General features: G+C 40.0%; 13 protein-coding genes. 3 read left to right on the forward strand and 10 right to left on the reverse strand.

Going from position 1 to position 15,505, the window contains the following annotated elements; genetic code table 11:
* Positions 1-208 precede the first annotated feature (208 nt).
* Positions 209-2,314: a (Fe-S)-binding protein gene (locus ACFSO7_RS23015; RefSeq protein WP_377879801.1), complete on the reverse strand. Its 2,106-nt coding sequence runs from the start codon at positions 2,312-2,314 to the stop codon at positions 209-211.
* A 204-nt stretch (positions 2,315-2,518) separates the two neighbouring features.
* On the opposite strand from ACFSO7_RS23015, the gene cls reads away from it, so the two are divergent.
* Positions 2,519-3,721: a cardiolipin synthase gene (gene cls / locus ACFSO7_RS23020; RefSeq protein ID WP_377879802.1), complete on the forward strand. Its 1,203-nt coding sequence runs from the start codon at positions 2,519-2,521 to the stop codon at positions 3,719-3,721.
* Positions 3,722-3,758: 37 nt separating this feature from the next.
* Here the strand turns inward: cls and argS are convergent, their stop codons facing one another.
* From argS to speE, 4 genes are all read right to left on the reverse strand, one after another.
* Positions 3,759-5,429, reverse strand: a complete 1,671-nt coding sequence (gene argS / locus ACFSO7_RS23025; protein WP_377879803.1) for an arginine--tRNA ligase — start codon at positions 5,427-5,429, stop codon at positions 3,759-3,761.
* Positions 5,430-5,870 (reverse strand): YwiB family protein, encoded by a 441-nt coding sequence (locus tag ACFSO7_RS23030; protein WP_377879804.1) that lies wholly within the window; start codon positions 5,868-5,870, stop codon positions 5,430-5,432.
* A 66-nt stretch (positions 5,871-5,936) separates the two neighbouring features.
* Positions 5,937-6,809: an agmatinase gene (speB, locus tag ACFSO7_RS23035; RefSeq protein ID WP_377879806.1), complete on the reverse strand. Its 873-nt coding sequence runs from the start codon at positions 6,807-6,809 to the stop codon at positions 5,937-5,939.
* A 76-nt stretch (positions 6,810-6,885) separates the two neighbouring features.
* The gene (speE, locus tag ACFSO7_RS23040) at positions 6,886-7,716 is read right to left on the reverse strand and encodes a spermidine synthase (RefSeq protein ID WP_377879990.1); all 831 of its coding nucleotides are present in this window, start codon (positions 7,714-7,716) and stop codon (positions 6,886-6,888) included.
* A gap of 359 nt (positions 7,717-8,075) precedes the next feature.
* Between speE and ACFSO7_RS23045 the strand changes: the two genes are divergently transcribed.
* Positions 8,076-10,142 carry a transglycosylase domain-containing protein gene (locus ACFSO7_RS23045; protein ID WP_377879807.1) on the forward strand — a complete coding sequence of 689 codons (2,067 nt, stop codon included), beginning with the start codon at positions 8,076-8,078 and terminating at the stop codon, positions 10,140-10,142.
* 387 nt (positions 10,143-10,529) lie between these two features.
* Here the strand turns inward: ACFSO7_RS23045 and ACFSO7_RS23050 are convergent, their stop codons facing one another.
* Both ACFSO7_RS23050 and ACFSO7_RS23055 read right to left on the reverse strand, forming a co-directional pair.
* Complete coding sequence (locus tag ACFSO7_RS23050) at positions 10,530-11,039, reverse strand: YwhD family protein (protein WP_377879808.1); 510 nt, start codon at positions 11,037-11,039, stop codon at positions 10,530-10,532.
* A 20-nt stretch (positions 11,040-11,059) separates the two neighbouring features.
* Complete coding sequence (locus ACFSO7_RS23055) at positions 11,060-11,713, reverse strand: site-2 protease family protein (RefSeq protein ID WP_377879809.1); 654 nt, start codon at positions 11,711-11,713, stop codon at positions 11,060-11,062.
* A gap of 156 nt (positions 11,714-11,869) precedes the next feature.
* On the opposite strand from ACFSO7_RS23055, the gene ACFSO7_RS23060 reads away from it, so the two are divergent.
* Positions 11,870-12,055, forward strand: a complete 186-nt coding sequence (locus tag ACFSO7_RS23060) for a 2-hydroxymuconate tautomerase (protein ID WP_377879810.1) — start codon at positions 11,870-11,872, stop codon at positions 12,053-12,055.
* Between the two features lie 574 nt (positions 12,056-12,629).
* On the opposite strand, the gene ACFSO7_RS23065 is transcribed toward ACFSO7_RS23060, so the two are convergent.
* From ACFSO7_RS23065 to ACFSO7_RS23075, 3 genes are all read right to left on the reverse strand, one after another.
* A complete protein-coding gene (locus tag ACFSO7_RS23065) occupies positions 12,630-13,139 on the reverse strand; it encodes a YwgA family protein (RefSeq protein ID WP_377879812.1) in 510 nt (169 codons plus the stop codon).
* A 30-nt stretch (positions 13,140-13,169) separates the two neighbouring features.
* Entirely contained in the window at positions 13,170-14,468 is a 1,299-nt protein-coding gene (locus ACFSO7_RS23070) for an HD domain-containing protein (protein WP_377879991.1), read from the reverse strand.
* A 271-nt stretch (positions 14,469-14,739) separates the two neighbouring features.
* Positions 14,740-14,961, reverse strand: coding sequence for a YuzB family protein (locus tag ACFSO7_RS23075; protein WP_377879813.1), 222 nt, complete (start codon positions 14,959-14,961; stop codon positions 14,740-14,742).
* Positions 14,962-15,505: the final 544 nt, after the last annotated feature.

Genomic DNA, 15,505 nt, shown 5'->3' on the forward strand with positions numbered 1-15,505 from the left:
AATTGTAAGCGCTTATCATCTATTTTACATAAAAAATAGTAGAAATTGAAACACTTTACACAATATTCATTTAAATCAAGTAACTTGTGCATCATTTCAACTTCTACTATTCAATATAATGGTTCTAGCTTTAACACTTTAACGCACCGGGGGTCTGACCCCCGATACTTTAAAGCGTTAATGTGATGGGGGACTGACCCCCATCGCTTTAGTGTGTTAAAGTTTTGTTTTCACCAACGACTGCTTTTTCGAGGATTTCTGCGACGTCGTATGTTGCGACGGTTTCTTCGACTTCTTTAGCTTTTGTGCCGTCTGATAGCATTGTTAAGCAGTATGGGCAGCCTGAGCTGATGACTGATGGGTTTACTGCAAGTGCTTGTTCTGTTCTAGTTACATTGATTCGGTTACCTGTTTCTTCTTCCATCCACATAAGTCCACCGCCAGCTCCACAGCACATTCCTGTTTCGCGGCTTCGTTCCATTTCCACAAGCTTCACGCCTGGGATGGATTTTAAGATTTCACGAGGGGGATCGTACACTTCGTTGTAGCGTCCTAGGTAACAGGAGTCATGGAACGTAATCGTTTCATTCACTTCATACTTCGGAACCAATCTTCCCTCTTCCACTAGCTTCGCCAACACTTCCGTATGATGGTAAACCTCAGCCGTTAAGCCAAAATCAGGATACTCATTTTTGAAAATATTGTACGCATGCGGGTCAATCGTAACGATTTTCTTGACCTCTGCTTTTTCGAACTCTTCGATATTTTTTGTCGCTAAATCTTGGAAAAGGAACTCATTTCCTAGACGTCGAGGTGTATCTCCAGAGTTCTTTTCTTTATTTCCTAAAATCGCAAAGCTCACGCCAGCTTCATTCAGTAGCTTCGCGAAAGATAAAGCGATTTTTTGACTGCGATTATCATAAGAACCCATGGAACCAACCCAGAATAAGTATTCAAACTCTTCGCCCGCCTTATTCATTTCCTTCACTGTTGGTACATAAACATCCTCACGAGCTTCACGCCAATCTTCACGCTCTTTACGGTTAAGACCCCAAGGGTTCCCTTGGCGTTCGATATTCGTCATCGCGCGCTGTGCATCTGCGTCCATCTTACCTTCTGTCAAAACTAAATAACGGCGCAGGTCGATAATTTTATCTACATGCTCGTTCATTACTGGACATTGGTCCTCACAGTTACGGCAAGTTGTACATGCCCAAATCTCTTCTTCCGTAATGACTTCACCAATAAGGCTGGGGCTGTAAGCTAAACCAGCAGCTGATTCCTCGGCGCCTGCACCGCCAGCTGCTAAAGCAATTTGGTTCCCTTTCGTACCGGAAAAAGCAAACGTCGGTACCCAAGGCTGCTTCTGCGTAACGGATGCACCATGCAGTGTCAAATGATCACGAAGTTTAACAATTAAGTCCATTGGCGACAGCATTTTCCCTGTGCCTGTGGCTGGACACATATTCGTACAACGTCCACATTCTACACATGAGTAAAGGTCAATTAATTGATATTGCGTAAAGTCTTCAATTTTTCCAACCCCAAAACTCTCTTGTGACTCATCTTCAAAATCAATTTTCTTTAACTTACCTGGGTTATCCAAACGATTAAAAAACACATTGGCAGGCCCTGCGATTAAGTGGGCATGCTTGGATTGCGGTACATACACTAAGAAAGCTAGTAGGAAAATTAAATGAATCCACCATGCGATGTAAAAAATAACAACAGATGCCGTTTCACCAATTCCACCAAAAATAGTTGCAATGACCGAAGCAATTGGCTCTGTCCAAGTCGCCTCATGGCCATGCCAAATCATTCCCATTCCATTACCAACTAATACCGAAAGCATTAAGCCGCCGATAAATAATAAAACAAGACCCGATTTAAAGCCTCTTTTTAAACGTACAAGCTTTTCAACATATCGACGATAAAAAGCCCAAACAACAGCAATTAAAATCATCAATGTCACGATCTCTTGGAAAAAAGTAAACCCAGCATACAATGGACCTAACGGTAAGTGGGAGCCTGGCTTAAGACCCTTCCAAATAAAATCGATCGCTCCAAACTGAACAAGAATAAATCCATAAAAAAACATAACATGAATGATTCCGCTTTTTTTATCCTTGAGAAGTTTTTTCTGTCCAAACACATTCGACCAAATTTTCTCTAAACGATCTTTCACACGATTATCAAACTCTACTTTTTTTCCTAGCTTGATAAACTGTAGTCGTGTTTTTACTAAATAAACAAATAAACTAACTGCGTAAGCGGTTACAAGCAAGAACGCAATGAGATTGACCCATAATAACATATTTATTCTCCTTCCCCGAGACTATTAGATGTAAAATTTAAAACCAAATAAATCTTCTGAATAATATACCTACTTTTATTATATGATGAATGAGCATTCAGTCAACCATTTTATTTTCAATCTTTTTTGTTTGAGAATAAGGAGTTCACGGGAATACTGTCATTATCAGTATTTTAGAAGACAATGGTCGAGGAGCCGATAATCTTGAATGTTCTTTTCAGTGTTTTAGGAGTTATTTTCTTATTATTCATATGGCTAACATTAGACTATCAGCTAGGGAGAAATAGGCATTTAAACCATTTTGTTTTTCCAAATGCCCCAAGAAGGCAAAGTCATATCGAGCTTTTCACCGATGGCGAAGTGTTATTTCAGGATTATTTCGGAGAGCTCAAGAAGGCCAAACATCATATCCACATTTTATTTTATATTGTTGCAGACGACTCGTTCAGTAAGGAATTTTTTCTAATATTAAAACAAAAGGCGGCTGAAGGAGTCGAGGTTCGCCTTCTGTTAGACGCGTTAGGCAGCTTGAAGGTCGACCGAGAAATGATCGGGCAATTAAAAGCAGCTGGAGGACAAATTTTCTTTTGTCATATTCCTAAACTCCCCTTTCTCTTTTATTCTTCACAAACGAGAAATCATCGGAAAATTACCGTTATTGATGGGGTGACCGGCTATCTTGGTGGATTCAATATTGGTAAAGAATATGTCAATCAAGATGAAAAACTCAATCCTTGGAGAGACTTCCAATTAAAAATCTCCTGCGAAGGCGTTCATGACCTGCAACGAGAGTTTTTAAGAGACTGGCGTGAAAGTACGAAAACGGATTTAATACAAACTAAAACTTATTTTCCAGATCTTGAAAAAGGGACAGTGGAGCATGAAATTATTCCATCCGAAGGGGTTTATCTTGAAAAAACCTATGTGAAATGGATTCATTCCGCTAAACATACTATTATGATTGGTACTCCTTATTTCATTCCCAGCAAAAAGGTTTTTCGTGCCTTACGTTTGGCTCTTAAAAGAGGAGTTTCCATTATTATTCTCGTTCCGAAAATATCAGACCATATTCTTGTGAAAGAAGCATCCTTTCCTTATTTTCGAATGTTAATTCCTGAAGGAGCCACCGTTTATCAATATTTAAAGGGTTTTTATCATGCAAAAACCTTTATGATCGATACTCAAGTTTGTGATGTTGGGACAGCTAATTTTGACAAACGAAGCTTCTTTTTAAACCATGAGATCAACTGCTATATGTACAATAAGGATTTTATTAAAAAAGTGAAGGAGATTTATGAACAGGATTTGCTGGATTCGAAAATTCTTACCCTTGAGGAATTGAATCGGCCAAATCTATGGCGCTCGATAAAAGAGAGGATAGCTACTGTGTTTTCGTTGTTTTTATAAAAAGGAAAAGGGAGCCCATTGTGAGCTCCTTTTCCTTTTACATTTTCTCAGGTGCCGATACTCCGATTAATGCCAAAGCATTTTTCAAAGTAATTTGGACTGCCTTAATTAACGCTAAGCGTGCTTTCGTTCGTTCAGGGTTCTCTACGTCTAATACCTTATCCGCATTGTAGAAGCTATGGAAAGCAGAAGCTAATTCAAAAATATAATTCGTGATGCGGTGCGGCACTCGTTTCTGCGCTGCTTCGCCTACTGCTTGTGGAAATTCACCTAATTTTTTCAAGACATCGATTTCTTTTTCTGTCTCAATTAAGGAGAAATTGGCATTTAGGTCTGGGGCAAAGCCTTGCTCTTCCCCTTGGCGAAGTATGCTTGAGATTCTAGCATGTGCATATTGCGAATAGTAAACAGGGTTTTCATTGGACTGAGATACTGCCAAATCCAGGTCAAAATCCATATGTGTATCCGCACTTCTCATTGCAAAGAAGTAACGTACTGCATCCAGTCCGACTTCCTCGACTAAATCACGCATCGTTACAGCCTTACCTGTTCTCTTGCTCATCTTCATTTTCTCGCCGTTTTTATATAAATGAACGAGCTGAATAATTTCCACTTCAAGTGCGTCACGATCATAGCCTAAAGCTTGAATCGCTGCCTTCATACGTGGAATATAGCCGTGGTGGTCTGCACCCCAAATATTGATTAATTTTTCAAAGCCACGTGCAAGTTTATCTTGGTGGTAGGCAATATCCGGTGTTAAGTACGTATACGTACCGTCTTGCTTAATGAGGACGCGGTCTTTATCGTCACCTAGCTCCGTTGAACGGAACCAAGTTGCCCCACCTTCTTCAAAAATATGGCCATTCTCTTTTAAAGAGCTAAGGGCCTTATCAATTTTTCCATTGTGATAAAGGGATGTTTCCGAATACCATACATCAAAACCAACACGGAAGTCCTCTAAATCCTTTTTAAGCTTAGCCATTTCATATTTTAAGCCGTACTCTCGGAAAAAGTCATAACGTTCTTGTGCATCTACATGTACATATTTGTCACCAAATTCTTCTGCCAACGCCTTGCCGATTCCGACAATATCCTCACCATGGTACCCATCTTCTGGCATCGCTTTTTCAAGACCAAGAGCTTGGTAATAGCGAGCCTCCACAGATAAGGCTAAGTTATTGATTTGATTTCCAGCATCATTTATGTAGTACTCTCGGCTTACTTCATAGCCCGCTTTTGCTAAAATATTGCAAAGAGAGTCACCAACCGCCGCTCCACGAGCATGGCCAAGATGCAGGTCACCTGTTGGATTGGCCGATACAAACTCAACTTGGATTTTTTGATTGTTTCCGACTGTTGTTTGTCCGTACTGATCCCCTGCTTCTAATACAGTTGGAATTAAATCCGTTAAGTACGTATTATTCATATAAAAATTAATGAAGCCAGGTCCAGCGATTTCCATTTTTTCAATCGATGCTTTTGATTGATCGAAATGTTCTACTAAAAGTTCTGCAATCATTTTCGGTGCCTTTTTCGCCACACGCGCTAATTGCATCGCCATATTGGTCGAATAATCTCCATGTGATTTATCCTTTGGGATTTCAAGGATCACATCTGGAATTTGGTCTTCTGTGGCAAGTTGTGCTTTTAATACAGCATTTTTTACTTCTTGCTTAAGCTTGTTTTGAACTTGCTGAGCGATGTTCATCTACTTCTTATCCTCCTTGTATTTGATTTCCATATGATAGATTCCAGCCACATCCCCTTGCATCGTTAATTCATAGACAAGGTTAAGTACGCCTTCTTTTTCATTTGCCTGTCGGTGCTCTATTTTTTTCGTATCGGTCATTGCGTCCATTGAACCGTAAGGTGAATCATAGTGGCCTTTCATTTGGTACTGATTTTTAAAAGAGAGGCGCATATTTAACGCTCCACTGCGAAGTATGACCGCCTCATCCGTCGAAAACTTCACCGTTGTTTTAACATGACCAACCTCTAAAACTTCCTCATAAAGAAGGTAGGTAGCCTGTCCCTTTTTATAATATCGACCAAAGGTAGTTAATTCAAAAGTTTCCTGCTCGTTCCCTTGAAGAATCGTTGTTCTTACGATTACCTTAACTGGTACTTGTTCCGCTGCTTCACGTCCCAACGGCTTCACTTCCTTTAAAAGCAATAGAAGGTGACAGTAATGGAACACTGTCACCCAGTTTATTTCTTATTTTACCCAGCCTAAAATCATTTCTCGAATGAGCTTGCTAGCTGTGTTAGCTGTTTGTTCAGAGTTGTCATAGATTGGAGCCACTTCGACAAGGTCCGCACCAACAACGTTTACTTCTGAGTGGGCAATTTCATGAATCGAAGCAAGTAGTTCTTTTGATGTGATTCCACCACAATCTACCGTCCCTGTCCCTGGTGCATGTGCAGGATCTAAAACGTCAATGTCAATGGTCACATAGACAGGACGACCTGCTAGTTTTGGTAGAATTTCTTTTAAAGGCTGATGGACATCAAATTTTGAAATGTGCATACCGACGCTTTTTGCCCATTCAAATTCTTCCTTCATTCCTGAACGAATGCCGAATGAATAGACATTTTTTGGTCCAATTAACTCAGCAATTTTACGAATCGGAGTGGAGTGGGACAATGGCTCTCCCTCGTAATTTTCACGAAGATCCGTGTGGGCATCCATGTGGATAATCGCTAAATCTGGATATTTTTTAAACACAGCTTTCATCACTGGCCAAGAAACTAAATGCTCGCCACCCATTCCAAGTGGGAACTTTCCATCTGCCAATACTTTATCGACAAATTCTTCAATAACGTCTAAGCTTTTTTGCGGATTCCCGAAAGGAAGAGGAATATCGCCAGCGTCAAAATATTTCACATCTTCTAGCTCACGGTCTAAATACGCACTGTATTCTTCAAGACCAATGGAAACTTCACGAATTCTCGTCGGACCAAAACGGGATCCAGGACGATAGCTCACGGTCCAATCCATTGGCATTCCGTACAATACAGCCTGACTTTCTTCATAATTAGGATAGCTTTTAATAAATACATTGCCTGAATAGGCTTCATCGAAACGCATATGGGTTCCCTCACTTTGCTTTACTGGGTGTCAGGCACCATGCAAATAGCGGATGATACCTGTCACCTCCCAATTTTTATTTCAACAAATCTCCAACAAATTTCGGTAACACGAATGCTGCTTTGTGAAGCTCTTTTGTGTAATATTTCGTGTCAATTTCATGGAAACGATCTTCACTTACTTGAAGTGGATCATATTTTTTCGAACCTAATGTAAATGCCCACATTCCACTTGGATACGTTGGGATATTGGCAATATAAAGAGTTGTAATTGGGAAGATTTCTTTTACATCCTTTTGAACATTGCGGATTAAATCTGCTTTAAACCAAGGGTTGTCTGATTGAGCAACGAAAATTCCGTCTTCTTTTAATGCTTTAGAGATTCCTGCATAGAAGCCTTTTGTAAATAAGTTTACAGCTGGTCCAACAGGCTCAGTGGAGTCAACCATAATAACGTCATATTTATTTTCACTTTGAGCGATATGCATGAAACCGTCATCCACTTGTACATCTACACGTGGATCTTCAAGCATTCCAGCGATAGAAGGTAAATATTTTTTTGAATACTCGATTACTTTTCCATCAATGTCTACTAGAGTAGCTTTTTTCACACTTGGGTGCTTTAATACTTCACGGATAACTCCGCCATCTCCCCCACCAACAACTAATACATTTTCTGGATTTGGGTGAGTGAATAATGGAATGTGCGCTACCATTTCATGATAGACGAATTCATCTTTTTCAGATGTCATAACCATGTCATCAAGAAGAAGCATATTGCCCCATTCTTCTGTTTCCACCATATCTAATTTTTGAAAATCCGTTTGCTCTGTATGTAAAGTTTTGTTCACTTTCATTGTGATACCGAAATTTTCTGTTTGCTTTTCTGTAAACCAAAGACCCATAATCTGATCTTCCTTTCTATTTTCAATTTATATTCTAAAACGTTTTCTATCATTAACCATTAATATTTCCCTATTAACTTAAATACAAACACGATAAAAAGTATAGAGGAATCTAGCAAAAATACAAGAAAAATTTGTTTTTTTCAAGGTAAATGTTTAAAATCCTTCCATTTTTTTCATACTAATACTATCTAAGCTTCACCACACCAACGTAGTGGGGGTCAGTCCCCCGCCACGTTAACGCATTAAACCAATGGGGGACTGACCCCCATTGCGTTAACGCGGTAAACCAGCGGGGGACTGACCCCCAGCGCTGTAAAGTGGTAAAGCAACTATGAATTGATGATATGGTGGTGAATGGTATGGAGCTGATGACGGATCAGCGGTTTCGGAAGACGTTGAAGTATTTGCGTGCTTTGTTTTTTATTAGTTTAATTGGTATATCCTTGTCGTTCCTGTTTATCGCTGGTGTCTTGATTTATGCCAAGATACTTGGCCCACCACCGATTGCTGTTCCACAATCGACTCTTTATTATTCCGCCGATGGATCAATTATCGGAGAAAGCAATAACGGTCAAAAGCGTTATTGGGTTTCAATTGACAAAATCGCTGAACCAGTGATTCAGGCGACCGTAGCGGTTGAGGATCGAAAATTCTTCAATCATAACGGCTTTGATTATAAGAGGATTGCAGGAGCGGTACTTGCGGATATAAAAGCCCGAGCTAAAGTACAAGGGGCTAGCACAATTACTCAGCAATATGCTCGTAACCTATATCTCGTTCATGATAAAACATGGAAACGAAAATTAATGGAAGCCTTCTATACGATACGCCTTGAAATGAATTATTCGAAAAAAGAGATTTTAGAAGGTTATTTAAACACCATCTACTATGGCCATGCGGCCTACGGAATTCAAGCAGCCAGCCAATATTATTTTGGAAAAAACGCCGATGAATTATCCATTGCAGAAGCTGCCCTACTAACAGGTGTACCAAAAGGTCCAGGCATTTACTCACCCTTTAATTCATTAGAAAAATCAAAAAAACGTCAAGCCATCATTTTGCAAACGATGGTACAAAACGGCTATATCGACAAAGCGACTGCAAAAGCAGCAGAAGTTGAACCACTTCAATTTATTGGAAAATATCCACATTCTAAAAAAGAAATTGCACCTTATTACCAGGATGCCGTTCGGAACGTCCTTAAAAACAAGTTGAACTTAGATGATCGCATTATTGCCTTAGGTGGATTAAAGGTTTATACGACATTAGATACGAACCAACAGAAAATAGCTGAGCAAACGGTGTCCAAAATGATCGCAAAGGATTCCGAAATCGAAGTGGCACTCGTTTCAATGAATCCTAAAAATGGCTATGTCAAATCAATGGTTGGCGGACGCGATTATGAGAAAAGTCCATTTAACCGAGCTGTCCAAGCTGTCCGTCAGCCCGGCTCAACTGTAAAACCGTTATTGTTTTATGCAGCACTTGAACAAGGCTTCACCCCATCAACGATGATGCGTAGTGAGCCAACGACATTCAAATTTCAAGATAATCAGCCTGACTATTCACCACATAACTTTAATAGCCAATATGCGAATGGTGAAATCTCACTTGCTCAAGCTCTTGCGCTCTCCGATAATGTCATTGCAGTGAAAACGCATTTATTTTTAGGTGAAGAAGTGTTAATTGACACCGTAAAGAAATTCGGGATTACTTCAAAAATGGCCAAAGTTCCATCACTAGCTCTTGGAACATCGGGTGTTCGTGTGATCGAAATGGCCAATGCATATAGCCATTTTGCAAATGGCGGAAAAAAAGTAGAGCCTGTCTTTATTACTCGTGTGGAAAACCATCATGGAGATGTCATTTACGAGGAAAAGTCCAAGCATGAAACAATCCTACGTCCTGAAGAAGCTTATGTCATGACACAAATGCTGACAGGAATTTTCGACCCTAAGCTTAATGGGTATGCAACTGTTACTGGAAGCACTGTTGTGAAAAATATGACACGTCCCTATGCGGGAAAATCCGGAACAACAGAAACGGATAGCTGGATGGTTGGTTATTCGCCTCAGCTCGTTTCGGCTGTTTGGACTGGATATGATAAAGGCAAACCGATTGACTTAACTGCTGAAAAAATGTACGCAAAAAACATTTGGATTCATTTCATGGAAGATTCTCTTAAAAATGAGCCCATTCGAAACTTTAAGTCACCTAAAGAGGGTGTAGTAGGAGTCTATGTAAATCCAACAAACGGTAAGTTAGCCACTAAAGATTGTCCAGTGAAACGATTTACATACTTCGTAACTGGAACCGAACCAACTGAATATTGTACTGACCACTTAAACCAATCCGAACTCGATCATAAGAAAAAACCTGATAAAACGCAGAAAACACCGTGGTATAAGAGGATCTGGGGATTATAGAAAAGCGGAAGCGCTCTTGTAAGCCCCGATAAAGAAGACTGGTCGATTGGCGAGAGTAGCAAAGCCAGAGACCTAGTTGCACTTATGCAAACCGTTCTTTGGTTTGCCAAGCAAAGCTTGCCCACCAAGAAAGTCGTTCTTTGACTTTTTGGGTGGCGAACATTTGACCTCGAGGGGCTAGGCGCTGGAGCTAGACAATTTTCGAAGTCTAGAAAAATTAAATTTTTTTAATTTCAAAATGAAAAACCTCGGGAAAAATCCCGAGGTTTTTCGTGTCCTAGTTCTACATGTACTCTTAAAGTCCACGCTGATAATAATTTTACTTTTTTTTAGAACAATCAGCAAGTACTTATATTTTTCTACAAAAATATTTCACAATTACAATTATTATTCTACATTTAATGAATTTTTCAAATCTTCAGAAGAGTGGTTCCAAAATTCTTCATTATGGCTTTTCAAAAATGTTGCTAAAATCTTTTTAGACTCATTGTCCATATGTTCTACAATAATTTTTCGTTTAATGGACTTATCCAAATAGTTGACATGCTCAGGTAATGACTTGTATCCCCTGCGGATTTCACGGTCCACCGTCATCTCACATGCCGTAACTCCCGCATAATATGGTCCCTCAGCCTTCCGGTCAATCGTTACCCATACAAGCCAATACAGTTTTCCATTCGGAACTTGGGCTTTATCTGCAAGAAATTTAATTCCCTTTTCCACATCACTTCGCGCATGCATCGCACCAATTTCAATCGAAGCCGTTCCTGATTCTACATCAATAATAACAGGTGAAACATTATTTAAACTCAACGCTCCTACACCAAAACCACCGTGGCCATCTGTCGAGTCATTTTTAATAATATTAAAGCCTACTTTTTTCTTTTTCTCTTCCATTTTGGAAAAACTCCTTTCATTTAAGGTCTGAATATCTGATAGAAAAACTCGTTTAAACTACCAGCAAGAGCTGGAATGATCGTTTGAAAAATTGGATGTATCGTATATTGATCTAACGGGGTCAAAACAAGAATTAAAAAGATCAAGGACCCGTATGCTTCAAATTGAGTCATTTTAGCCCGAATGTCATTAGGTGCTAAATCCTCGATAATCCGGTACCCATCCAGTGGTGGAATCGGAAGTAGATTAAACACGAATAAAACTAGATTCAATTCGATAAACACTTGAAAGAATTCTGGCAAAAACGATGGCATAGTGACTCCTGTTGAAAGAAGTAAATACCAAACTAAATATCCGATACAAGCCATAATCAGATTACTAATTGGTCCCGCTACGGATACAAGAATTCCGGCAAGACGTGGGTTTTTAAAGAAAAAACGATTGACTGGAACGGGACGTGCCCATCCAAAGCCAACGATAAAGATTAATAAGGTTCCAATTGGATCCAAATGCTGGATCGGATTTAACGTAAGCCTGCCTTGTCGCTTAGCCGTCTCATCGCCAAATTTATAGGCAACAAACGCGTGTGCAAATTCATGGATCGTAAAAGCGATGATGAGTGTAATCGCAACAAAAGGTATCCTTGATAATGGATAAGCAAGAAATTGTTCCACTTCTTTCGCTCCTTTTCGTACATCTTCCTTGTGTCAAGTATACATGAAAGCAGAAGGAAATGAAATTTCTGTGAATGCCAAAGCTTATAACCTTGCATTCTCCATAAAGATATGAAAAACTACAAACAGAAATGTCCAAACATAGGAGGAAAAGAAATGCCATACGTAACAGTAAAAATGCTTGAGGGTCGCACCGAAGAACAGAAAAAAGCACTTGCTGAAAAAGTAACTGCTGCAGTTAGCGAAACAACAGGTGCACCGGCAGATAAAATCGTCGTCTTCATCGAAGAAATGTCAAAAAACCACTACGCAGTTGGTGGTAAACGATTAAGTGATGAATAGAAAAGCGGAAGCGGCTTGCTCAGCCCCGATAAAGAAGACTGGTCGATTGGCGAGAGAAGCGAAGACAGAGGCCTAGTCGCACTTATGCAAACCGTTTTTTGGTTTGCCAAGCAAATGCTTCGACAACCAGAAAGTCGTTCTTTGACTTTTTGGATGTCGAAGCATTTGACCTCGAGGGGCTAGCCGCTGGAGCTGGACATTTAGAAAAGCGGTCGACAAAAATACGACGTCCTGTCGCATTGTCGACACTAGGACATCCTGTCCGTCGGAAGCGGCTTGCTCAGCCCCGATAAAGAAGACTGGTCGATTGGCGAGAGAAGCGAAGACAGAGGCCTAGTCGCACTTATGCAAACCGTTTTTTGGTTTGCCAAGCAAATGCTTCGACAACCAGAAAGTCGTTCTTTGACTTTTTGGATATCGAACATTTGACCTCGAGGGGCTAGCCGCTGGAGCTGGACATTTAGAAAAGCGGTCGACAAAAACGCGACGTCCTGTCGCATTGTCGACACTAGTACTTCCTGTACGTCGGAGCTTAGACGCTTTCGCTGGACAACTAGTAAAGCTAAGCCCCTTTTCAATGGAGCTTAGCTTTTTCTCTTAATAAATCAATATAGGAATGAGCTTCCTCAATCTCTTCTTCCGTATAACGCTGCTTGCTTTTTAGAGTGAAAACTTTATCTTTTACTTCTTCTAAAGGTAGATTATCAAAATATAACACCGTCGATACGAGTTCAAGAAATCTAGCATTTTGTTCGTTCATATCTAGTAAGCATTCCTGTACCAATGGCATGTCAACATCATGCAATTGGAGAAACTCTTTTCCTGCACCGGTTAACATATAGCGGTATTGGAAGTATCCACCTTTTTTCTCTTTTACCTCATCAATAAAGCCCATGTTACAAAGCTCCTCCATTCTTAAGGTAAGTTCCTCAGAATAAGGTCCGTAAAAATGAAATTGAAATCGCTCTTGGAATGGAAACGAAAGTTTTTTAGCAATATAAATGATTTTTTGAAGCTTTTTTCGCCCGGTAATTTCTCCTGCTGCTTCAATTGCGTTCAATAATTTCGCGTGGTCCTTCAGCAATGCTCGTCACTCCATCTTTTTAAAAATTACCTATAGTCCTAAAAGGGTGATAATTTGTTTTTTGGCATTCTTTTTCGTTGAGAAATCATAAAGAACATCAGCTGGATAATATAGCTTATGATCGGTCCTTCTTTTTCCAGATATCGCATCAACAATCTCTGACTCCCTCGATAACTCACGAATTTCGCCATTTTTCATTAAAAGTTGAATTGGCAGCCTCTCTTCTTCTTCACCAGGTCGGTAAAAATCATACGGTAAATCAGAGGATGAATCGACCACTAAATAATAGTCAGGGTCAATTCCAGCCTTTTTAAATAATAAACTTAACTCAGCCATTTTCTTATATTCTTTTGCTGGGTCAAATTCAACATATTGGAAAAGATCTCGATTCATAAAGCGGCGACATAGATCACTAAGTATAACATCCTCTTCTTCTTGCCAAATTTGAAAATAAAATAGGATGACAGACTCATCTAGTTTAAGATAATCAGCTAGGGTCGTTTCCTCTTCAAACAAGGAATAAAAATGAATCGGATGGTGTTTAAAAGAATAATATTGTTGGTGCAGATGCTTCGCTCGGTGTAAAATTTTCGTCAAAATCACTTCCGCACTACGTGACACAGGGTGGAAATACACCTGCCAATACATTTGATAGCGACTCATGATATAATCCTCAACCGCATGCATCCCGCTTTGCTTAATCACCACTTGATCTTCCCGAGGCCGCATCACTCTCAAAATTCGCTCCATATCAAAATGGCCGTAGCTAACCCCTGTATAATAGGCATCCCGCTGCAAATAATCCATCCGGTCCGCATCGATTTGACTTGAGATCAAACTAACCACTTGTTTATTCGGAAACGTTTTCGCAATCACTTCCGCTACCTGCCTAGGGAAGTCTACCGCCACTTTCGATAACACTTGATTGACCTCAGTATCCCCTAATATAATCTCCTGGGTAAAGTGCTCATGATCTAAATCAAAAACCTTCTCGAAAGAGTGAGAGAAAGGACCATGTCCTAAATCATGGAGTAAACCCGCACAAAGACAAAGCAGTCGGTGATCCTCTACCCATCCATGTCGACCTTTAAAAATATCATCGACAATTCGCCGAATAATCTCGTAAACTCCCAGAGAATGATTAAATCGGCTATGCTCAGCTCCATGAAAAGTTAAATATGTTGTTCCAAGCTGTTTAATCCGACGTAGCCTCTGGAATTCCCTTGTCCCAATTAAGTCCCAAATGACCCGATCTCTAACATGGACATAACGATGCACCGGATCTTTAAAAACCTTTTCTTCACTCAGCTTTTCCGTAGCATACCCCATCGTTTCCCCTACTTTCAGCCGTAACATCATATATTTATCCGTCATTAACGGGCAGTAAAACCCCCACCTCAAGGTTAAAGGTTGTAACCGAAAAAGACTAGGTGTGGGCTAACTGCCCATAAAAGCCCGATTGGTTCAACTAACAATCAGCGGGGGAGAAACAACCCCCACTGATTGAAGTTTCACTTTATTATAACCCAAAATTTCTCCAAATTTCACCAAAAAATCACCTCTACCAACAAAAGGCAAGGTGATTTTTACTTTCCGAACATTATTTTAATTTCTTTTGAATTTTCTCGATTAATTCTTCTTCCGATAAAGCAGCAAGTGGACGATTATTGACAAATGCAAACGTCTTTTTACGGCCTGGTCCGCAATAGGATTGGCAGCCAATCTCAATTTTTGCATTCGGATCCAATCGCTCTAATCGGGGAATGAGTGTTTTTAAATTAACCGCCTGGCAGTCATCGCAAACACGAAATTCGTTTGCCATCTCTATTACAACCCTTTCGGTGAAAAAATATCTCTTTATTTCTACTGTCTAGCTCCAGCGGCTAGCCCCTCGAGGTCAAAAGCCACTTTCAGGATGAAGGTAAAGAACACCTTCTTCCTGAAAGCGTCTTTTGCTTGTCGGGGCTATGCGAGCCGCTTCCGCATTTCGATTCCTATGCGTATTTTACCCCTTCTTTCCAGTCATTGCAAGTGCAGCCAATACCAACGAAACCCTCTAACTTTTAAAAAATCTATTATCCTTTCAGCCTGATTAGTATAAAACAGAAAAAAGTTGGTGATGATAAAAATATCAGAAAAAAGAAACCTTTTATTCTCACTAGATTAGCAACTTATATAAGAAAAGCGAAAGCGCCTCGAACAGCCCCGACAAGCAAATGCTTCGGAACACAGAAAGTCGTTCTTTGACTTTTTGTGTTTCGAACATTTGACCTCGAGGGTCAGGACGCTTGCGCTAGACAATTTTCGAAGTACGAAAATGTTTACTTTCTTATCTTTTAAAAAAGGTATCTTGAAACATATCAATT

The sequence above is a fragment of the Bacillus sp. CGMCC 1.16607 genome (assembly GCF_042683745.1).
Taxonomy (GTDB): domain Bacteria; phylum Bacillota; class Bacilli; order Bacillales; family Cytobacillaceae; genus Pseudoneobacillus.